Raw genomic sequence first — 20557 nt, 5'->3', positions numbered from 1 at the left:
TCGAGCTAGTTGGGCGCAAGACCCTGACGGTTTTCGTGCAACAACTCCGCGTTGGACGCGGACATGGACCGGCCCAGCGCGGCGACCTCGGCGCCGATCCTGGGCAACAGCTCGGCGGTGATCTTGCGGATGGGAAGTTCGCCGGCCGGGGTGGACAGCACGGGCTTGAGCGATCGGAACAGGCCGGCTAAGCGTGGGCAGTAGATGCGGTCGGCACGTGCCTCGATGCCTGACGAACGCGTCCGCGCGCTTATCGACGGTGAGTGGCGATCCTCGCCGAGCTCGCCCCAGAGCGCCGTCAGTTCGGCCTGGTCGAGATTACCTTCCGGATGACCGGAGACGGCTACGGCCAGTATTCGTTCATCGGTTGGGCGAATTTGTCGTTGTTGGTCAACGGCGGCAGTCCCAACGAGTTTTCGATGGTGCGCAGCAAGCTGTAGTGATTGTTGTAGTTGACGGCCACGAAGTGGCCTTGGCGCATGCCGGAGTTCGGCGACGGGATCACGATCATGGGGATGTGGTTGCCCTCGTTGCCGTTGCCCAGATACAGGTTGTTGTAGTCCTCGTCCCAGGTGATGAAGACGGCGGAGCGCTGCGTCTGGAATGCGGGTGAGTTCAAGATCGTGGGCAGCGTCGCCGCGAGGAACTGGTCGCCGGAGCGGATGTCGTACTGATGAAACGCCAGCTGGCTGGCGGCGAAGCGCACGTCGTTGCACCCCTCCTGGTTATGACATTCGTCCGGCTCGAACCACACGTAGTTCGGGGTGGTCGCCGTAGAGGCGAGGTCGGTGGCCATCTGCGTCAGCGGGAGCACGTGCGCCTGGCAGCGGGGCCCGTTGGCGATGATGTCGTGGAAGGCGAGGAACGGCAGTTCGCCGGGGCTGTAGGGACCCGCGGTCCCGGTGAAGCACGGGCTGGGCATGGACTGCTCATAGGCGGCCCACGTCTTGCCCGCATGCTCGACGCTGTCGGCCAGGTTGGGTTGGTCGAAGCAGTCCATGGGGCAGTTCCAGTTCACGCCGAAGTCGGACCCTCCCAGGATCGGATAGTAATTGGGGCTGCTGGGGTGAGTCAGGGCGAAGTAGTTTGCGCCGTAACCGTATTGGTTGATCAAGGCGTTGATGTAGTCCGCATTGCGGCTGCCCACAATGTCTTTCACGCCGTGGTTTTCCAGATAGATCATGAACACGTGATCGAGGGGCCCGACTTTCGACGCCGGTGGTGCGGGCGGCGGCGGCGCGGGCAGCGCGGCGCCGACGGTGAAGGACAAGTTGTCGGCGTAGGCGTTGTTGTAGCGGCTGGGCGACGGGTTGCAATCCTTGAAATTCACGACCACAACGGCGCTGCGGGCGCCCACCGGAACCGTCCCCGTGGTGACCCGTTGCAGCAGCGCGGTTTTGAATCGGCGTTCTACCACACCGACCGGACCGATCTTGCCGGTGCCCAGCTGCGACTGGTCGGCCGCAAGGAAGTTGACGGTCACCGAGGCCTCGGAGGGGTCCTCCAGGAAGCCTCCGAGCCATCCGCTCAGGGTGTACGGCACGGTGCCGGTATCGATCTGGGCCGCCGCGCCGCTGAGGTCGACGGTTTGGCTCAGAGTGGCATCGGCCACGTTTCCGCCGCCGAAGAACTGCCCGCCGTCCGGGGGTCCCTCACCGGGCCGGGGAAATTGCAGGATCGTCGGAAAAGGCGGCGGCGGAATGGACAACCCGATCGGCCAACGCGTGACGGTGCCATATTTGACCACGGTCGGCGTGCCGGCCACCGTCCAGCCCGGCACCGACACCGAGCTGTAGCCCGACAACGACGGATCGCCCGCCTCGGCGCCCGGGTTCACCAGCAAGTTCGGACCCTGAATGGGGCCGGCCGACGCGGGAACCGTGTTCATCGAAACGACCAGCAGGCCGGCCGCGCCGAATGCCCCGGCCACACGGCGAAAACGACTGAACATCAGGCAATCACCTCTGTGATTGACGCGCTGCGTGCGCGTTGCTCCGTCGATGGTGGCCGATGACACGCCGCCTACCCAGATTGTTGTGCGAATCGACGCTCAGGCGTTGCCGTTTGGTGACTTTGGCGAGGCAAAGGCGCGAATCACCTTCTGCGCGCCGGCTTTTACAGCCGCACTCCCAGCAGCGCGTCGACCGCGGTCGCCACCAGCCTCGGCGAAGCGGCGTCGTGGCCGCCGTACTCCAGCGCGTCGGTGGACCAGCCATCCAGTGCGGCAAGGGCTTTCGGCGTATCGAGGTCGTCGGCCAGATACCGGCGAACGCGGCCGACGACGTCGGTGGCGTCCGGGGCGGCGGGCAGCGCGGTCGCCGCACGCCAGCGCAGCAGCCGGGCGTTGGCCTCGTCGAGCACCTGTTGGCTCCAGAACCGGTCGGCGCGGTAGTGCCCGGCCAGCAGGCCCAGCCGGATGGCCGCCGGCTCAGTGCCTTTCGCGCGCAGGTTCGACACCAGCACCAGGTTGCCGCGGCTCTTGGACATCTTGTGCCCCTCCCAGCCGATCATCCCCGCGTGCACGTAGTGCCGGGCGAATCGCCGCTCGCCGCGCACGCATTCGGCGTGGGCGGCGGTGAATTCGTGGTGCGGGAAGATCAGGTCGCTGCCCCCGCCCTGGATGTCCAGGCCGCTGCCGATGCGGCTGAGCGCGATCGCGGCGCACTCGACGTGCCAGCCGGGCCGGCCGGCACCAAACGGCGAGGGCCAGCTGGGCTCGCCCGGCCGCGCGGCGCGCCACAGCAGGGCGTCGAGCTCGTCGGTCTTGCCGGGGCGGCGCGGGTCACCGCCGCGCTCGGCGAACAGCTGCAGCATGGTGTCGCGGTCATAGCCCGACTCGTAGCCGAACTGCGGCGTGGCGTCCGCCCGGTAGTAGACGTCCGGGTATTCGCCGTCGAGGACGTACGCGGCGCCCGACGCCAGCATCTTCTCGACGAGTTCGACCACCTCGGCGATCGCCTCGGTCGCCCCGACGTACTCCCGCGGCGGCAGTATTCGCAGCGCCGTCATGTCCTCGCGGAACAGCGCGACCTCGCGATCACCCAGGGCGCGCCAGTCGACGCCGTCGCGCTCGGCGCGCTCCAGCAGGGGGTCGTCGATGTCGGTGACGTTCTGCACGTAGTGCACGTCGTGGCCGAGGTCCAGCCATTGCCGGTGCACGAGGTCGAAGGCCAGGTAGGTGGCCGCGTGACCCAGGTGAGTCGCGTCGTAGGGGGTGATCCCGCAGACGTACATGGTGGCCTTCGACCCGGCCGCCACCGGGCGCACCTGCCGGTCGGAGGTGTCGTACAGCCGCAGCTCAGGGCCGCGGCCCGGCACCACCGGGACCTGTGCGGAAGACCACGCCTGCATAACGTCGACTCTAAACGCGCGCCAGATCAGCGAAATTCCTGGCGGATCGCGCCGAGCAGGATCGGCGCCAGCTCCGCGCGGCACATGACGAAGTCGGGCAGGTACGGGTCGAGCTGGTTGTAGCGCAGCGGCGAGCCGTCGAGCCGCGAGGCGTGCATGCCGGCGGCCATCAGCACCCCGGCGGGGGCCGCCGAGTCCCATTCCCACTGGCCGCCCGCGTGCACGTAGGCGTCGACGTCGCCGTCGATGACGGCCATCGCCTTCGCGCCCGCCGAGCCGATCGCGACCGGTTGGATGTGCAGCGTCTGGCGCATGCGGTACAGGACGGCGGGCGGCCGGGTGGCGCTGACCGCGATGCGGATGGTTCCCGGGATGCCGACGCGCGCGCCGTCGGCGGTCACGGTGTCGCTGCGGTACACCGTGTTCCCGCGGGCGGGCAACGCGACGGCCGCATCGGTGATCTCGCGCTGCCCGTCGGTGGGGCGCTGCCACAGCGCGATGTGGACCGCCCAGTCGTCGCGACCCGGCGTGGAGAACTCGCGGGTGCCGTCCAGCGGGTCGACGATCCACACCCGGTCGTGATTGACCCGGGACAGATCGTCGTAGGCTTCCTCGCTGAGCACCGCGTCGTTCGGCCGCTCGGCCCGCAGCCGGCGCAGGATCAGCGCGTTCGCCAGGCTGTCGCCCGCGTCCCCGAGCGCCCAGGGGTGGCCGAAACCGACCTCATCGCGCACCCTCAGCAGCAGCTCCCCCGCGTCCGCGGCGAGTTCGGCGGCCAGCGCGGCATCCGTGAGATCGGACAGGCCCTCCGCGCCGTTGGTCACCGGTTCAGTATCGCCGCTAGAAAGCCGGCCACGGGATGGGGCGATGCCGGTTGGGTCCGGGCATCACCGGATTGCCCAGCAGCGCGAGCGCGCGCCTGCGCAGGGCCGCGATTTCCGCCCGCGTGATGTGGCCGGCCAGTTCGTCGCACAGCGAGGCGGTGAGCGCCTCGGCGAGCCCGGCGACCGCCTCGCACGTGTCGTCGTCGATCGGCTTGCCCGCCCAGCCCCACAACACCGTGCGCAGCTTGTTCTCCACGTGCAGGCACACGCCGTGGTCGACGCCGTACACCCGGCCGTCGAGGCCGCACAGGATGTGGCCGCCCTTGCGGTCGGCGTTGTTGATCAGCACGTCGAACACCGCCATCCGCCGCAGCTGCGCGTTGTCGGCGTGCACCAGGATGACCTCGTCGCCGGCGTAGTCGTAGGCGCGCAGCACCGGCAGGTAGCCCGGCCGCACCTTGTTGGCGGGGAACAGGTCGACCAGGTCCGGGCCCGGCGGCGGGTCGGAGTCGGCCGCGTCGCCGGGCTGCCGCACCCACAGCTGCAGCATCCCCGGACCCGCCGGGCCGTCGCGAATCACGGTGTAGGGCACGATGTTCCACCCCAGCTGCGTCGACACCAGGTATGCGCCCAGTTCGCGGCCGGCCAGGGTTCCGTCCGGGAAGTCCCACAGCGGCGCCTCGCCGGAGACCGGCTTGTAGACGCAGTGCACGCTGGATTCGCCGAGCGTCGATTCGCACAGGAAGGTGGCGTTGCTGGCTGAGCGGATGCGTCCGAGGACCGTCAGCTCGCCGTCCCGCAGCACCTCACGCTCGTCGTGCTCGTTATTCCTCGGCGTCATCGTCGGGCCCGAGCAGCGCGCTGCGCTTGTAGCCGTTGGTGCGCGCACAGATGTGGCCCTCGGGGTCCAGCGGTTCGTCGCACAGCGGGCACGGCGGACGCCCGGCCGAGATCACCCGAGTCGAGCGGGTGGCGAATTGGCGCGCCGACTCCGGCGTCAGGAACACCCGCACCGCGTCGGGACCCTCCTCGGTGTCGTCGAGCACCACCGAGGCGTCGAACTCGGCGTCGGTGACGGCCAGCAACTCGACCACGACGGTCTGCGCCTCCGAATCCCAGCCGAGGCCCATCGTCCCGACCCGAAACTCCGCGTCGACCGGTGTGATCAACGGGTTGAGGTCGTCGATCTCGGCGGGCTCCGGGGGTACGGGCGTGCCGAACCGGCGATTCACCTCGAGTAGCAGCGCCCCGATGCGTTCGGCGAGCACCGCGACCTGTTGCTTCTCCAAAACCACCGATACCACCCGGGAATCGCCCACCGCCTGGATGTAAAAAGTGCGGTTTCCGGGCTGACCGACGGTCCCGGCCACGAAGCGGTCGGGCGTGCGGAAGACGTGAATTGCGCGGGCCATGGCACCTCCAAAATACCGGCTGTTGCCGCTGCCGTGCGATTCGATTGCCCCGCTCCACCTGTTTTCAAGCGGAATTAAGCGCGATCAGTCCGGGGAGCCGCCGACCACCGCGTCGCTCGACGGCACGGCCCCGTTGGGCTCAGTTCGCGCCTCGCCCTTCGATTCACCGTGAGCCTCATCACCTTTGGATTCGTCCTTGGGTGGGGGCCCGGCCCGCAACGCGGCGGACAGGCGCGCGCCAGTGTGGTTGACGTGCAACACGAACGGGCGCAGCGGGGTGTACCGGATCACGGTCACCGACCCCGGGTCGGCGGTGACACGCTGGAACCCGTCCAGGTGCATGCCATAGGCGTCGGCGACGACGGACTTGATGACGTCGCCATGGGTGCACGCGACCCAGAGCGCGTCGCCGCTTTCTCCGCCGTGTTCCAGGGCCAGCCGACGGTCGTGCCCGCGGACGGCCGCGACGGCGCGCGCCTGCACTTGCGCCAAACCCTCGCCGCCGGGAAACACCGCCGCGCTGGGGTGGGCCTGGACGACGCGCCACAGCGGCTCGTTGGTCAGCTCGCCGATCTTGCGGCCGGTCCAGTCGCCGTAGTCCACCTCGGCGAGCTGGTCGTCGATCAGCGGCTCGAGGCACAGGGCTTCGGCGAGCGGCTCGATGGTGCGCAGGCAACGCAGCAACGGCGAGCTGACCACCGCCCGGATCGGCAGGTCGCCGATGCGGTCGATCAGCCCGGCGGCCTGCTCGCGGCCCTTGTCGTCCAGGTCGACGCCCTCGGAGCGGCCGGCCAGGACACCCGCGGTGTTGGAGGTCGAACGGCCGTGCCGCAACAGGATGACGGTCACGACGACGACCGTACAGGGTGCGGGGCGCCCGCGACGGGCCCGCGATCAGGCGGATGGGCGGCGACCCGCCGCGCCCCTAGCGCGAAACCGGCACCGCGTGGGCGACGGAGTCGCGCACCGCGGCCGTCAGGCTGCGCTCGTCGGTGAGGTCGATGTCGACCAGTCCGCGTACCGCCCTGGCCACCACGTCTTCGGCCTGCGGAACGGGGCCGGCCAGGCGCGGCCGGTAAATTTCGATGACGAGGGATCGGTGCTCAATGTGAAAGGAAAAACTGCGCCCATCACCGACTTGCCCGTACCCGCTGGCGAAGATGCCCGTCGAGATGTCCTCGACAGCAAACTCTTTGCTCGCGGTATGCCGGTCCACAATGACGGCCATGACGCGACCATACCTCTCCAGTCCGACCCGATGTAGGCAACATGGCCATATTGGATGCGAAACCGTTCCTTAAAATTTGACGTTCATGTAGATGACGCGAAGGAAAATAATTGCTGCCACGGCACAGAAGCGAAAGGCGCGCAATTCAACTCCGCGTGGCCGGCCTGCCGTTTTTGCTGGCACTGGTCGCGGGTTGTGGAGCGAATCCGTTCAACAGCGCGCCGCCCACCATCGAACCCGCCCGGCCGGCGGTATCACCGCCGGCGTCCGGAAACCCGGCCGGCACCGTGCGCCCTCTCGGCGGTCACGCCGCGGCGGCGATCTTCGACGCCGGCACCCGGCAATTGGCCGTCCTGGCCCCCGGTGCCGACCCGGCGGCGCCCGCCACCCTCACCGAGTTCGGCGATCCGCGCGTCGCGCCGCGGGTGATCGACCTCCCGGGCCCGGCGAGCGCGCTGACCGGCGACGGCCGCGGCACCGCCTACCTGGCCACGCGGGGCGGCTACCTCGCAGTCGACCTGTCCGCGGCCCGCGCAACACAAGTGCCCGTCGCACCGGCACAGCAGGCCGACTTCACCGCGATCGCCCGGCGCGCCGACGGCAAGCTGGTGCTGGGCAGCGCCGACGGGGCCGTGTACACCCTCACCTCCCCCGCACCGGCCGCGGCTAAGAGCGCGACCATCGGTAGCCGGAACAAGATCTTTGCACGCGTGGATGCGCTTGCGGCACAAGGGAATACGACGGTAGTTCTGGACCGCGGCCAGACCTCGGTGACGACGATCGGCACCGACGGGCGTGTCGAGCAGGCGCTGCGGGCCGGGGAGGGCGCGACCACCCTGGCCGCCGACCCGCTGGGCCGGGTCCTCGTAGCCGACACCCGCGGCGGGCAACTGCTGGTGTACGGCGTCGACCCGCTGATCTTGCGTCAGGCCTACCCCGTGCGGCAGTCCCCGTACGGGCTGGCCGGTTCGCGCGGGCTCGCCTGGGTGTCCCAGACCGCTTCGAACGTCGTCATTGGTTACGATCTGTCAACCGGAATCCCCGTCGAAAGGGTGCGATACCCAACCGTGCAGCAACCGAACTCGCTGGCTTTTGACGAAGCGTCGGACACCTTGTACGTGGTGTCGGGTTCGGGTGCGGGCGTCCAGATCATCGAGCACGCGGCGGTTCCGCCGTGACCGCGCCGCGGTGGACCCGCCTGCCGGAGGGCTGGGCTGCGGAGATGTCGGACGACTACGAGTGGATCCCGCTGCGCCTGCCACCGGAAGTGACGCGGCTCAGCGCGTCGATCCGGCTGGCCATCGAGGCCGAGTATCGCGGTTGGGAGCTGACGCGGGTGCGCCTCTACACCGACGGCAGCCGACGGGTTTTGTTGCGCCGCAAGAAGTCTCGTCTCGAAAGCCGACGGCCCGAGCAGCCGGGTCTGTGATGTACCGGCTGATCCGCCGGCTGTTGTTCCTGGTCCCGCCCGAGCGCATCCACACGCTGGTCTTCGCGATCCTGCGCGCCGTCACGAGCGTGGCCGTGGGCCGGCGAATGCTGCACCGCCTGCTCGGCCCGACCGATCCGGTGCTGGCCAGCACGGTGTTCGGGGTGCGCTTTCCCGCACCGCTGGGGCTGGCCGCTGGCTTCGACAAGGACGGCATGGGGCTGCTCGCCTGGGGCGCGCTGGGTTTCGGGTATGCCGAGGCCGGCACGGTCACGGCGCGGCCACAGCCCGGCAACCCCGCCCCCCGCCTGTTCCGGTTGCCCGCCGACCGGGCGCTGCTGAACCGGATGGGGTTCAACAATCGCGGTGCCGCCGCGCTGGCGATCCGGCTCGCCCGCCATCGGCCGGAGGTGCCGATCGGGGTCAACATCGGCAAGACGAAGACGACCCCGGCCGCCGACGCCGTCAGCGACTACCGGGCAAGCGCCCGGCTCCTCGCCCCGCTGGCGTCGTACCTGGTGGTCAACGTCAGCTCACCGAACACGCCGGGGCTGCGCGACCTGCAGGCGGTCGAGTCGCTGCGGCCCATCCTGTCGGGCGTCCTCGCCGAAGCCGCAGAAACCTCGACGCCGGTCCTGGTCAAGATCGCGCCCGACATCTCGGATTCCGACGTCGACGACATCGCGGACCTCGCGGTCGAACTGGGCCTGGCCGGCATCGTCGCGACCAACACCACCGTGTCGCGCGAGGGCCTGACCACGCCCGGCGTCGAGGAGCTGGGCGCCGGCGGCATCTCCGGGCCGCCGTTGGCGCGCCGCGCCGTCGAGGTGCTGCGCCGGCTCTACGGCCGGGTCGGCGACCGCTTGGTCTTGATCAGCGTCGGGGGCATCGAGACCGCCGACGACGCGTGGGAGCGGATCACCGCGGGCGCGTCACTGCTGCAGGGCTACACGGGCTTCATCTACGGAGGAGGCCTGTGGCCCAAGCACATTCACGAGGGCATTGCACGCCGGTTGCACGACGGCGGGTTCGCCTCGCTCAGCGACGCGGTCGGGTCGGCGGCCATCGATCCAGGCAGACCGACGGGGTAGACCGCACCAGCGCCGAAAGAGCGAGCAAACAAACTTATTGTGCACATGTCAATTAATACAGTTTAAACGTGTGACCAATACGGGGCTTGTGCATTTCCATAACGAGCTGTTAAAAACAGCACACGGACGAGCGTTTAGCGCGTCACAGTATGGCCGACAATGTGATTGTTGTCACGCAGTCGGCAAATGGGGATGAGTCTTCGAGGGGAGACGGCGATGTCATTTGTGGTTACCGCGCCGGAGGCGGTCTCGGCCGCCGCCACGAACTTGGCGGGTATCGGGTCGACACTGCGGGAGGCCACTTCGGCGGCAGCGGGCCAGACGACCGCCATCACGGCGGCGGCCGCCGACGACGTGTCGCTAGCCCTCTCCGAGTTGTTCGGCACCTACGGCCAGCAATTCCAGGCGTTGAGCGCTGAAGCGGCGGCGTTCCACAACGAATTTGTGAGCCTCCTGAACGGCGGGGCTGCGGCCTATCTCGGCGCCGAGATCGCCAACACCCAGCAGGCCATGGCCGCGGGCGGCGCGGCCGCCGCGACCGACCCCCTTCTCGGCGGTCTTTTGGGCGGCGGGCTGCTCGGCGGCGATTCGGGCGGCGGCGGGCTGCTAGGCGGCTTAGTCGGCAGCGGTTCAGGCGGCGGGTTGAACCAGCTCCTCGGCGGCTTCAACAGCGTCGGCACCCAATTCGCCAACGGCTTGGGCTCCCTCTTCAACCCGGCGATTCTCAGTGCCTTCCCGACCCTGAGCGACCTCATCGGGCCGATAAACCTCGGCAACTTAACCCCGGGCCTGAGCCTCACCTCGGGGCCCCTCGGCGCCCTGCTGGGGCCGACCCTCAATGGCGTCGGACTGGACCTGGGCAACTTCGTGTCCAACGAGCTGGTCAACGGCATAACCCTGTCCAACCTTCTGGGCTTTGGCACCGGGCTCTTCCAGGACGTGCCGCTGCTCCAGGGACTCCAACCTCTGCTGAATTCGTTGCTACCAGGGCTTTTCGCGCCGGTGCCATCCGGCAGCCCGGCTCCCTACCCCAACCCGTACACCGTCCTCTTCGAGACTACGGCGATGAATCTGAACCTGATGGGCTCGCAGTTCGCAGCCCACCCGTTCCCGGTCCTGAGTCAGATTGTCATCAACCAGAATCACTACGCGCAGCTCGTCGGGAGTGGGATCACGACAGACCTGCAGGGTTTCCCGGCGAACGTGCCGGCGAACATCCAGATCGCCGTGCAGGGCGCTTCGACCTTCAACCCGGCGGCCATCGGACAGGACTTCGTCAACGGGACGACCGGCTTCTGGGGGACCGTCGACTCCTCGCTGACCAAGATGGGCTCGGACCTCCAGCAGACGATTCCCACCGCCAGCAACGACATGGCGATGGCCGGCCAAGCGATACAGATGGGCGATTACTACGGCGCGGTGCAGGACGCGGCACACGCCCCTATCGATCTCTTCATCACCGGATTCGACACCAAGCACTTGACGACCACCGTCAACGGTTCCATACCAAGCCTCAGCGCCACGATCTCCATCGCGGGTCCAGTCGGTTTGAAAGGCCCGGTCGTCGACCTGCTCCCCATCCTGACTGCCATCGGACAGCAGCCGGTCGGCGTGGCCAGCCTGGCCTCGCATGGGTCCATCCCCGGAATGATGTTGGGCAACCTCGCCAACGCGATCAACACCCTCACCAACGCAAATGTCACAGCGGACTTCACGGTAACCCTGGCGGCTTTGCCTCTGGGCGGCACGCTGGCGGGCCAGGCCGTATTCGGGTTGCCATTGCAGCTCGGCTTCGCGATACTGGGCCCACCGTTCGCCATGGCGAACGGAATCGCCCAGGGGGCAACGGCATTCGCCGCGGCGGCGCAGACCCACGACGTCCTGGGAATGCTGAACGCGATCGGCGATATGCCAGCCTACGCGATGAACGGCTTCCTCAACGGCCAATTGTTGGTGGATCTGCCGCTGCCGGTGACCGTCATGGAGCCGGGGGTGGGACTCATCACCCTGCCGGCCACAGCCCACGTGCCGTTCGACGGGCTTCTTACTCCGCCGGAACCGCTTTCGGTCACAATTCCATTGAACCTTCTCGGCATCGAGATCCCCATAAACCAAACCCTCGGTGGCACGGAATTCGGAGGCCTCTTCCCGACGCTGCTGAACACCATTCCGGAAGCAATAGCCGCGGCAATCACACCCACCGGCTAACTGGACTGCTCAGATAGGTGTCAAAACTCGGCATTCCGGGTACCTATAGCCGCCGCATTTGCGAACATGGTCACGTACCACGCACGCGGGAGGCGTAAGCCGAGGGGGAAGGTATGCCCTTTCTAGTCGCCACGCCGGAAATGCTGACGGCGGCGGCCGGGAATGTGGCCGGGATCGGCTCGGCCCTGAACGAGGCCACCTCGGCCGCGGCGGGCTCCACAACTAGCATCACTGCCGCGGCCGCCGACGAGGTGTCGACCGCGATCTCGCGCCTATTCGGCTTGTACGGTCAGCAATTTCACGCTGTGAGCGCCCAGGCGGCGGCGTTTCACAGCGAATTTTTGAGCCTGCTGAAGGGCGGAGCGACGGCGTATCTCGACACCGAGATGGCCAACGCGGCCGGTGCCGCGGCCACGGATCCGATTCTCGGTGGCCTGGGCCCGATCCTCGGCGGTGGTGGCGGCGGCGGTGTTCTGGGCGGCCTGCTCGGCGGAAATCCCGTGGGCTCGATCTTCAGCGGAGTCAGCCAGCAGATCGGTTCCTTTTTGACCGCTCGGTGGGACGGGTTCGAGATCAGGCTGCTGCCAGCGTTATTCGCGGACAGCGCGACCATTTCTGCCGCCGGCGACCCCTGGCAAGCGCTCTTTGCCAATACCGGTGCAAACCTGCAGACCATATTCAACGACTGGATGTCCGACCCGTTCCCCGCCCTGCGGCAGGTCATCAGCAACCAGAACGGGTACGCGCACACTGTCGGGACGGTGGTGGCCAACCAGCTACAGAACTTCCCCACCACGTTGGCCAACATCCCGGCGAACATCCAGATCAGCATCCAGGGGACATCGACCTTTGTGCCCGCGATGCAGTCGTTCATCAACCAGCAGAACAGCTACAACCAGGCGACCAACGCGGCCTTACAGAAGTTCGGCGCGGACCTGCAGAAAACCTTCCCCGCGTTCGAACGCGACATGGGCATGGCCGGCGATTCGGTGATGACGGGCGACTACCACGGCGCCGTTGAGGCGGTCCCGCGCGCGTTCCTGGATCTGTTCCTCAGCGGAATCGACATCAAGGTCATCGGAGTCGACCCCAGCAACCCGTCGCTGCTCAGCGCGCCTTCGTACACGGTCGAGGGCCCGGCGGGAGACCTTCTTCCCCTAGCCTCCATCTCGGCCGAACAGCAACAGTCCCTCGTCAACTTGCTACCGCCGGGCTCGATCCCCGCACAGATGGCGCAGAACTTCGTCAATGCATTCAATACGACCACCCTGCCGTTGGGCTTCGCGATCATCGGTCCGCCGATCGCCACCCTGGACGGGCTCGCAACGGGCGCCACGGTGTTCGGGGCGGCACTTCAGACCGGAAACGGAGTAGCGGCGATCGGCGCGCTCGTCGACATGCCCGCCTACGCCCTGAACGGCTTCCTCAACGGCCAAACCGTCATCGACCTGACAATCCCGGTGACCGAGACGGTGACTATCGGCGCCATCCCGCCCCTCCTTCCGGGCATCACCATCGTCCCCGCCAACACACCGATCGTGGTGCACGTGCCCTTCTGCGGGATTCTCACTCCGCCGCAACCGGTCTCGGCGACGCTGGACGTCTCCGAAGGTGTTGGCCAGCCCGTTCAGGTCGTCAACGTCACCTTGGGCGGAACGGAATTCGGCGGCCTGGTCCCCGAATTGGTGAACTTCATGCCACGGCAGATCGCCGAGGCTATCGCACCGTAGGTAAGCATGAACGTCGTGCGAACGGCTGCTCAGATGAAGGGCCGGCGTTGGTTGCCTCAGGTGGCCGCACACGTGCAGCGGCGCTGCGGGGTCAGCGCACCGCGCTAACGCGGCTCCGTCGCGAGGGTGCAACTGCCGACGCGTTTACCGAGTGAACCCGCCGGTCGTTCGCGAACCAGCGAGCTACGTCTGTTCGTAGGTGCCGTAGATGTAGGCCCGCGCGATCGCGTGCTGGAACAGGTTGAATCCCAGGAAAGCGGGGCTCGCGTCCTCGAGCAGGTCGAGTTTGTCCACGTCGACGGCGTGCACGGCGACGTAGTAACGATGCGGGCCGTGGCCGGGAGGCGGCGCGGCGCCGACGTAGCGGCGCATTCCGGCATCGTTGACCAGGGTCAGCGCGCCACCAGGCAGCTCGCTGCCGTCGCCGGCGTTTTCGGGCAGCTCGGTGACGTCGGCGGGCAGGTTGGCCACCGCCCAGTGCCAGAACCCGGACAGCGTCGGCGCGTCGGGGTCATAGACGGTGACCGCGAAGCTGCGGGTCTCCTCCGGAAATCCCGACCAGCTCAGCTGCGGGCTGACATCCTCTCCCCCCGCACCCATGATGCCGCTGATCTGCGGGGTCGCCAATGGCTGACCGTTGGTGATCGAGTTCGACTCCAGGCTGAACAACGGCAGCTTGGGCAGCGCGTCGTACGGGTCGCGCGGCAGGCTCATGGGCGGTCCTCTCGTGTGTTGTCCAACTAGCCTTCTTTTCCGACTAGTTTTTCCGACTAGCAGTGTGTCAGGAAGTGCGCCAGCACATCGGCGCCGAACCTCAGCGCGTCGACGGGTACCCGTTCGTCGACGCCGTGGAACAGCGCACTGAAATCCAGATCCGGCGGTAACCGCAACGGGCTGAAGCCAAAACAGCGAATACCCAAGCGCGCGAAGGCTTTCGCGTCGGTCCCACCGGAAAGCATGTAGGGCACCGTGCGCCCGTCCGGGTCGAGCGCCAGCACGGCGGCGTTCATGGCGTCGACCAGGTCCCCGTCGAAGCCGGTCTCATACGACGGCAAGTCCCGGATCCATTCCCGGGTCACGTTGGGGCCGATCAGCTCGTCGACCTCGGCCTCGAACGCCGCCTTCCGGCCCGGAAGGATGCGGCAGTCCACCACCGCCTCCGCCGTGCCGGGGATGACGTTGGCCTTGTACCCGGCCTTGAGCATGGTGGGGTTGGCGGTATCGTGCAGCACGGCCTTGAGCATGCGGGCCGCCGGGCCAAGCTTTTCGACCGTGCCCGCCAGATCACCCGACTCGATGTCGAACGTCAGCCCGGTGTCCTCGCTCACCGCAGCCAGGAATTGCGCGACGGTGTCGGTCACCACGAGCGGAAACTGGTGGCGGCCCAGCCGGGCGACCGCCTCGGCCACGGCCGTGACGGCGTTCCGGTCGTGCACCATCGAACCGTGGCCGGCCGGGCCCCGCGCGGTCAGCCGCATCCACGACAGCCCCTTCTCGGCCGTCTCGATCAGATAGAGCCGGCGTTCACCCCCGTCACGGCGTGGCACGGTCAGCGAGAAGCCGCCCACTTCCCCGATCGCCTCGGTGACACCGGCGAACAGCTCCGGCCGGTTGGCGACCAGCCATTGGGCCCCGAAGTGACCGCCGTGCTCCTCGTCGGCGACGAACGCGAACACCAGATCGCGGGGCGGCACGATGCCGGCCCGCTTCAGCCGCCGGGCGACCACGATCATCATGCCGACCATATCCTTCATGTCGACCGCACCGCGGCCCCAGACGAAGCCGTCCCGGATCGCGCCCGAAAACGGGTGCACGGTCCATTCGGCCGGCTCGGCCGGCACCACGTCGAGATGCCCGTGGATCAGCAGGGCGCCGCGCGAGCTGTCCGCGCCGCTGAGGCGCGCGATCACGTTGCCCCGGCCCGGCGCGCCGGATTCGACGTATTGCGGCAAGTAGCCGACCTCTTGGAGCTGCTCGGCGACCCACTGTGCGCACGCGGCCTCTCCTTGCGTGGTCTCGGGTTCGCCGGTATTGGTGGTATCGAACCGGATCAACCGGCTGACCACCTGGACCACGTCGTCGCCGGGATTGGTTTGGTCGATGGCCCCAGTCTCAAAGGTCACAACCACCTTTCCTACCACTGCGGGGCCCGCTGGGCGTGGGCTCGCGGCGGGCGGCGAGCTGGGTTGGGTCTGCGCGGGCCGATCCGATAGCCTTAGCTGCCAACTCTCGTTTGGTCTTGTCCGAGTGGCGGAATGGCAGACGCGCTAGCTTGAGGTGCTAGTGCCCTACTAATGGGCGTGGGGGTTCAAGTCCCCCCTCGGACACCACTTTCTAGGACCCGACGCGCCGTTTCGGCGGCGGGTAGACGGCCCGGGCGATCGTCGCGGACAGCCACCCGATCCACCATCCCCCGAACACCAGCATGAGCGTGTGCCGGGTGGTGCTGCCTGCCATCGATGACACCGCGGCCAAGATGACGGCCCACACGATCGCGCAGCCAATGCTGTAGCCCGCGTATGTTCTGCGAAAGCGTCGACTCATCTCGTGGATCCTCTCGATCGTGCCTGACCAAAAAAGCGATATCCGGCAGTGCAGGGACAGCGGCTCGTCGCCGAACATGTCCTGCAGCAAGGCCACCAGCTCGTCGCCGTAGCGGCTGCGCCAGGCCCGTGGATACCAGCGCAGCGCCCGCCGCGCGTCGTCGGCGGTCATACCGACCAGCCCGGCCGCGGGGCGCGCAACGGCATGCCCAACCGTCGAGCGCCCTCGCTGGCGATCACGCCCAACTCGCGCACGGCCGCGGCGAGCTCCGCACGCCCGGCCGCCGTCAACCGATACGGCCGCCGCCGCTCGTCCTGTTGCAGAGGCTCGATGAGGCCTCGCTCCTCCAAGCGGGTGATCGCCCCGTAGAGCGTTCCCGGACCCAGCGCCGCGCCGGAGAACGCCTCGATGTCGCGCGCCAGCGCGTACCCGTGCTTGGGCCCGGACGCCAGGCTCGTCAGGATCAGCACCCCGGGATCGTTCGGCCTTGCCACGCCCGCCAAGTTAGTACGTACGACGTACTAGGGCAATCGCCGGCGGCCCCTCGGGATGCGGCAATCTCGTGGGGCGGCGTTAGCCTGGAGTGCACCAATGAACCCACCGAGCGGCTTCCTCCGGCGCGCGACGGTGCGCACGTACCGCGACCGTCGTGAAGCGGGTCGCGTGCTGGCCGAGGAGTTGGCGTCCTATCGGGACAGGGACGACGTCCTGGTCTTCGGGCTGGCGCGCGGCGGCGTCCCGGTGGCCTGGGAAATCGCCTCGGCACTGCACGCCCCGCTGGACGTGTTTCTGGTGCGCAAGCTCGGGGTTCCGCGCTGGTCGGAGCTCGCGATGGGCGCGCTGGCCAGCGGGGGCGGGGTCGTGATGAACGACAATGTGGTTTCCAGCCTGCATGTCACCGACGACCAGGTGCGCGAGGTGATCGCCAGCGAGACGGCCGAACTCAACCGGCGCGAGCGGGCCTACCGGGGCGGGCGAGCCATCGCCGATCCTAGGGGCAAGGTCGTGATCTTGGTCGACGACGGCATCGCCACCGGCGCCAGCATGCTGGCCGCCGTCCGCGCGCTGCGGACCGCGGGACCGCAATCGATCGTCGTGGCGGTCCCGGTCGGGCCCGCGTCGATCTGCCGCGAAATCGGACAGGAAGCCGACGACGTGGTGTGTGCGACGACGCCGCCCGGATTCGAAGCCGTCGGGCAGGTCTACGCCGACTTTCGCCAGGTCAGCGACGATGAGGTCCGCGAACTGCTGAAAACGCCGACCCGCTGAGGACCGATCCGCGGGCTACTTGGCCCGGTCGTCCCCGCGGCCGTCGGCGGGTACCGCCGACTCTTCGCTGGTTTTGGGGCTGGTTTCCAGCCCCTGCGATGACTCGTCGACCGCGTCCCTCGGGTGCTGCCGCCCCTCGTCCGGGACCTCTTCGGGGTAATCGACCGGGGCTTCCTCCTCGTGCCCGGCTTCTTCCACGTCATGTGCATCGCCGACGGCATCACGACGCTGGCGTTCCCGCAACGCGTCGACGATCAGCAACACCACGCCCAGGACGCTGGCGCCGATGCACACCCATGCGACGAGCTCGTTGCTGGTGACCACCGCGAACACCAACGCGACAAGCCCGATCAGGGCGAGTACCAGCGCAATGATCAGCATCGGTCATCCTCCAGCCGACGAGGGGGACTGCCAGGTCTAGTGCAGGCTAGTGTGCCGAGCTTGAACCCTGGCGAGCGCCCCGGCACGATCGCCCGGCTAGTTATTACCCCGATTGAATTGGTCGAACCCACCGGCGTCGGCGCTGGAGTCGACGGGCGCCGCCGATCCACGCTGGCCGAGCTCCTCCAGCTGGGATTCCAGGTAGGTCTTGAGCCGGGTGCGGTATTCGCGTTCGAAGGTGCGTAGCTGCTCGAGGCGGCCTTCCAGCACGGTGCGCTGCTGGTTGATGGTTCCCATGATCTCGGAGTGCTTGCGTTCGGCGTCGGCCTGCAGGGCGTCGGCCTTCTCCTGCGCCTGGCGCAACTGGGTCTCCGAGCGGCTCTGGGCGTCGGCCAGCATCGTGTCGGCGCGTTGCCGGGCATCGGCGACCGTCGTCTCGGCGGTCTGACGGGCCTCGGTGAGAATCTGGTCGGCGTTGGCGCGGGCGTCTGCCAGCATCTTTTCCGACTCTGCCTTGGCGGTGTTGGTCAGCCGGTCGGCGGTGTCCTGGGCCAGGGTCAGAACCCGGGCGGCCTTCAGGGCCTGTTCCTCGTTGGTTCCCTGGGCCGCCGCCGCGACCGGCGCCGGCTTGACCGGCTCGGTTTCGGGCTCGAAGGTCGGGATCGCCTGGGTGGGCTGAGCGGCGCCGCCGCCCCCGGCGGCGGCCAGCTCGCGGTCCAGTTCCTCTATCCGTTGACGCAGATCGGAGTTCTCCTCGATGAGCCGCGTCAGCTCGTTTTCCACCAGGTCGAGAAAGGCGTCGACCTCGTCTTCGTTGTAACCGCGCTTGCCGATCGGCGGCTTACTGAACGCCACATTGTGGACGTCGGCTGGTGTAAGCGGCATTGTTCGTCCCCTCGAGTTCCTGTCAAACGATCTGGAAAGTGTAGAACGGAGTGGTTGCCGTCGTGCAACTGCCGTCCATCCTGTCACACCAGACTCGGCGATAGCCGATTAGCCCAATAAATAAGAACCTATTTCACACACTAAGACCAATAAAATCCAAACCCTTAAAATTTTTAAATTGCGGCGGCCCAACCGACGCTAAAACGTGTCCGAACCGTCTCCGGGCCCCGGCCGGGGGCTGCGCGGCACGGCTCACGCCGCGGCGCCGAACGCCAGTTGCATGCCGATGAACGCGACCAGCAGCAGCACCATGATCGACAGGTCGAAGCGCACCGCCCCGATGGTGAGCTGCGGAATCAGCCGCCGCAGCAGTTTCACCGGGGGGTCGGTGATCGACATGATGATCTCGAGGATCACCACGGTGATGCCGGTGGGATGCCAGTCGCGGCTGAACGAGCGGATGAACTCGACGACGACCCGGGCGATGAGCAGCAGCCAGAAGATGAACAGCGCAAACCCGAGGATCTGAAAGAACAGCACCAACTGGAAGCCCCGACCTTAACCATGAGATGACCCGAATGTCAGCCGCCGCCTTCGGGCGGCAAAAGCCAGCGTACCGACTCTTCAGCTGCGGACACACATGTCAGGTGGGCCACGTCGGGGCCTGATCCCGCCTGCGGCGGGACGGGTGTGTCTACTGGTAGGCGTAGAAGCCGGTTTCGGCGATCCGGCGACGCTCCTCCGGCGACACGTCGACGTCGGCGGGCGACAGCAGGAACACCTTGGTCGCGACCTTGTCGAACGACCCGCGCAACGCGAAGGCCAGGCCGGCCGCGAAGTCGACCAGCCGCTTCGCGTCGGCGTTGTCCATCGACACCAGGTCCATGATCACCGGGGTGCCGTCGCGGAAACGCTCGCCGACGGTGCGCGCCTCGCTGTAGTCCTTGGGCCGCAGCGTGGTGATCTTCGACAGCGGGCTGCCTTCCTCGAACAGCATCGCCATCCGGCGCGGGTCCATCGCCAGCGCACCGCGCGTGGAGTTCCGCAACCACGAACCGAGGCGGGGGCGGCTCATCTCGGGCCGTTCGAACTCGCGCGGATGAACGGGACCGTAGCGCCCCTCCTCGGCGTAGCCGCCGCGGTACCCGCCGGTGGGCGGGTAGTCGGCCGGCTCGCCGCGCGGGTCGTCGTAGTCGCGGCCCTCAAACCGGCCTTCGTAGCGGCCGTACCCGTCGTCGAACCGGGGACGCGGGAAGCCGCGGGAGGGCGCCGCCCGGTCGTCGTAGTACTCGTCGTCGTAGTCCTCCATCGGAGCCATACCGAAGTAGGCCTTGACTTTGTGCAGTGTGCTCATCGCGTAAACCCTTCTAGCCCCTGGGAGTATTGGTGTCTGTGATGAAGGTGTGACTACAGTGACTACTCACGGTGACGGTAGCCGCCTCGGACCCAATAGCGCGGTACCGACACGCACACACGTCGAACCATGTTTGACGGCTATTTCGAAGTCGTTGGACATGCCGGCGGACAGTCCCACCGCGTTCGGGTGCGATTCCAGCACCCTGTGGTGCTCGGATCGCAGCAGGTCGAAGGCGCGCGCGGGGTCCCAGTCCAGCGGCGGGATGCCCATCAGGCCAAGCAGTTCCAGGCTTCGGGACTGCGCGACCTGCGCGCAGACCTCATCGACCGCGCCGGGCGCGGTGATGTCGACGCCGCCGCGCGACACATCGCCGTCGAGGCTGATCTCGACGTAGACGCGCAGCGGCTCCTGCCGGCGCCCGTCGGCCAGGGCCGCCGCTACCGCCCGGTCGAGCGCGGCGACCAGACGGGTGCTGTCGATCGAGTGGGCGGTGTGCGCCCACTGCGCCAGCGACCGCGCCTTGTTTCGTTGAATCCGGCCCACCATGTGCCAGTGCATAGTTCGCAAGTCGGCACGCCCGGAACTGGCGGCCAACCGGGCGACTTCGGCGACCTTCGCCGTCGCTTCCTGGTCGCGGGATTCGCCAACGCACCGACAACCCAATCGAGACAAAATCGCGACATCGGTTGCCGGAAAGAATTTGGTAATAGGGAGAAGTTCAATTTCGCTGACATTGCGACCCGCCGCTTCCGCGGCCCCCGCAAGTCGCGATCGCACTCCGGCCAACGCATGCGTCAATTCCGATTCGCGGTCGCCATGCTCGTGGGCCGGCATGTCTTCCGCCATGC

The 20557-nt window shown here is 67.6% G+C and carries 21 protein-coding genes, 1 tRNA gene and 2 pseudogenes; 7 read left to right on the top strand and 17 right to left on the bottom strand.

The window, feature by feature from the left end:
- Positions 1-5: 5 nt before the first annotated feature.
- The 8 genes and pseudogenes from VMD50_RS00660 to VMD50_RS00625 all read right to left on the bottom strand — a co-directional run.
- Positions 6-261: pseudogene (locus tag VMD50_RS00660) on the bottom strand (short-chain dehydrogenase); the annotation flags it as partial.
- Between the two features lie 82 nt (positions 262-343).
- The gene (locus tag VMD50_RS00655) at positions 344-1951 is read right to left on the bottom strand and encodes an alkaline phosphatase family protein (protein WP_325423821.1); all 1608 of its coding nucleotides are present in this window, start codon (positions 1949-1951) and stop codon (positions 344-346) included.
- A 164-nt stretch (positions 1952-2115) separates the two neighbouring features.
- Complete coding sequence (mshC, locus tag VMD50_RS00650) at positions 2116-3351, bottom strand: cysteine--1-D-myo-inosityl 2-amino-2-deoxy-alpha-D-glucopyranoside ligase (RefSeq protein ID WP_325423819.1); 1236 nt, start codon at positions 3349-3351, stop codon at positions 2116-2118.
- 26 nt (positions 3352-3377) lie between these two features.
- Positions 3378-4175 carry a 3'(2'),5'-bisphosphate nucleotidase CysQ gene (locus tag VMD50_RS00645; RefSeq protein ID WP_325423817.1) on the bottom strand — a complete coding sequence of 266 codons (798 nt, stop codon included), beginning with the start codon at positions 4173-4175 and terminating at the stop codon, positions 3378-3380.
- A gap of 16 nt (positions 4176-4191) precedes the next feature.
- Entirely contained in the window at positions 4192-5016 is an 825-nt protein-coding gene (locus VMD50_RS00640; protein WP_325423815.1) for an SCO1664 family protein, read from the bottom strand.
- Positions 5000-5587, bottom strand: a complete 588-nt coding sequence (locus VMD50_RS00635; protein ID WP_325423813.1) for a DUF3090 domain-containing protein — start codon at positions 5585-5587, stop codon at positions 5000-5002. The genes VMD50_RS00640 and VMD50_RS00635 overlap by 17 nt, the downstream gene beginning before the upstream one ends.
- An 84-nt stretch (positions 5588-5671) precedes the next feature.
- Positions 5672-6436, bottom strand: a complete 765-nt coding sequence (locus tag VMD50_RS00630; protein WP_325423811.1) for a histidine phosphatase family protein — start codon at positions 6434-6436, stop codon at positions 5672-5674.
- 76 nt (positions 6437-6512) lie between these two features.
- Positions 6513-6815, bottom strand: a complete 303-nt coding sequence (locus VMD50_RS00625) for a hypothetical protein (RefSeq protein ID WP_325423810.1) — start codon at positions 6813-6815, stop codon at positions 6513-6515.
- A gap of 110 nt (positions 6816-6925) precedes the next feature.
- On the opposite strand from VMD50_RS00625, the gene VMD50_RS00620 reads away from it, so the two are divergent.
- The 5 genes from VMD50_RS00620 to VMD50_RS00600 all read left to right on the top strand — a co-directional run bounded on the left by VMD50_RS00620 (position 6926) and on the right by VMD50_RS00600 (position 13273).
- On the top strand, positions 6926-7993 hold the full coding sequence (locus VMD50_RS00620; RefSeq protein WP_414685964.1) for a YncE family protein: 1068 nt from the start codon (positions 6926-6928) through the stop codon (positions 7991-7993).
- Entirely contained in the window at positions 7990-8244 is a 255-nt protein-coding gene (locus VMD50_RS00615) for a DUF5703 family protein (protein ID WP_325423808.1), read from the top strand. The genes VMD50_RS00620 and VMD50_RS00615 overlap by 4 nt, the downstream gene beginning before the upstream one ends.
- On the top strand, positions 8244-9335 hold the full coding sequence (locus tag VMD50_RS00610; protein WP_325423806.1) for a quinone-dependent dihydroorotate dehydrogenase: 1092 nt from the start codon (positions 8244-8246) through the stop codon (positions 9333-9335). The genes VMD50_RS00615 and VMD50_RS00610 overlap by 1 nt, the downstream gene beginning before the upstream one ends.
- A gap of 225 nt (positions 9336-9560) precedes the next feature.
- A complete protein-coding gene (locus tag VMD50_RS00605) occupies positions 9561-11543 on the top strand; it encodes a PE family protein (protein WP_325423804.1) in 1983 nt (660 codons plus the stop codon).
- Between the two features lie 113 nt (positions 11544-11656).
- Positions 11657-13273: a PE family protein gene (locus VMD50_RS00600; RefSeq protein ID WP_325423802.1), complete on the top strand. Its 1617-nt coding sequence runs from the start codon at positions 11657-11659 to the stop codon at positions 13271-13273.
- A gap of 183 nt (positions 13274-13456) precedes the next feature.
- Here the strand turns inward: VMD50_RS00600 and VMD50_RS00595 are convergent, their stop codons facing one another.
- Both VMD50_RS00595 and VMD50_RS00590 read right to left on the bottom strand, forming a co-directional pair.
- Positions 13457-13987 (bottom strand): YbhB/YbcL family Raf kinase inhibitor-like protein, encoded by a 531-nt coding sequence (locus VMD50_RS00595; RefSeq protein WP_325423800.1) that lies wholly within the window; start codon positions 13985-13987, stop codon positions 13457-13459.
- A 56-nt stretch (positions 13988-14043) separates the two neighbouring features.
- Positions 14044-15396 (bottom strand): M20/M25/M40 family metallo-hydrolase, encoded by a 1353-nt coding sequence (locus tag VMD50_RS00590; protein ID WP_325423798.1) that lies wholly within the window; start codon positions 15394-15396, stop codon positions 14044-14046.
- Positions 15397-15514: 118 nt separating this feature from the next.
- On the opposite strand from VMD50_RS00590, the gene VMD50_RS00585 reads away from it, so the two are divergent.
- Positions 15515-15603, top strand: a tRNA-Leu gene (locus VMD50_RS00585).
- Positions 15604-15607: 4 nt separating this feature from the next.
- Here the strand turns inward: VMD50_RS00585 and VMD50_RS00580 are convergent.
- Positions 15608-15988, bottom strand: a complete 381-nt coding sequence (locus tag VMD50_RS00580) for a hypothetical protein (protein ID WP_325423796.1) — start codon at positions 15986-15988, stop codon at positions 15608-15610.
- Complete coding sequence (locus VMD50_RS00575; RefSeq protein ID WP_325423794.1) at positions 15985-16311, bottom strand: PadR family transcriptional regulator; 327 nt, start codon at positions 16309-16311, stop codon at positions 15985-15987. The genes VMD50_RS00580 and VMD50_RS00575 overlap by 4 nt, the downstream gene beginning before the upstream one ends.
- A gap of 94 nt (positions 16312-16405) precedes the next feature.
- On the opposite strand from VMD50_RS00575, the pseudogene VMD50_RS00570 reads away from it, so the two are divergent.
- A pseudogene (locus VMD50_RS00570) lies at positions 16406-17086 on the top strand (phosphoribosyltransferase); the annotation flags it as partial.
- A gap of 15 nt (positions 17087-17101) precedes the next feature.
- Here the strand turns inward: VMD50_RS00570 and VMD50_RS00565 are convergent.
- The 5 genes from VMD50_RS00565 to VMD50_RS00545 all read right to left on the bottom strand — a co-directional run bounded on the left by VMD50_RS00565 (position 17102) and on the right by VMD50_RS00545 (position 20555).
- A complete protein-coding gene (locus tag VMD50_RS00565; protein WP_325423792.1) occupies positions 17102-17467 on the bottom strand; it encodes a hypothetical protein in 366 nt (121 codons plus the stop codon).
- A gap of 96 nt (positions 17468-17563) precedes the next feature.
- Positions 17564-18352: a DivIVA-like cell division protein Wag31 gene (gene wag31, locus VMD50_RS00560; protein ID WP_325423790.1), complete on the bottom strand. Its 789-nt coding sequence runs from the start codon at positions 18350-18352 to the stop codon at positions 17564-17566.
- Between the two features lie 252 nt (positions 18353-18604).
- Entirely contained in the window at positions 18605-18895 is a 291-nt protein-coding gene (locus VMD50_RS00555) for a YggT family protein (RefSeq protein WP_007170773.1), read from the bottom strand.
- A 151-nt stretch (positions 18896-19046) separates the two neighbouring features.
- Positions 19047-19706, bottom strand: a complete 660-nt coding sequence (locus VMD50_RS00550; protein WP_325423779.1) for a cell division protein SepF — start codon at positions 19704-19706, stop codon at positions 19047-19049.
- Positions 19707-19772: 66 nt separating this feature from the next.
- Positions 19773-20555, bottom strand: a complete 783-nt coding sequence (locus VMD50_RS00545; RefSeq protein WP_325423777.1) for a YggS family pyridoxal phosphate-dependent enzyme — start codon at positions 20553-20555, stop codon at positions 19773-19775.
- Positions 20556-20557: the final 2 nt, after the last annotated feature.

Origin of the sequence: Mycobacterium sp., assembly GCF_035506235.1 — a bacterium.
Lineage (GTDB): Bacteria > Actinomycetota > Actinomycetes > Mycobacteriales > Mycobacteriaceae > Mycobacterium.
The sequence above is the reverse complement of the archived record's forward strand: the minus strand, read 5'-3'. Positions and strand labels throughout refer to the sequence as shown.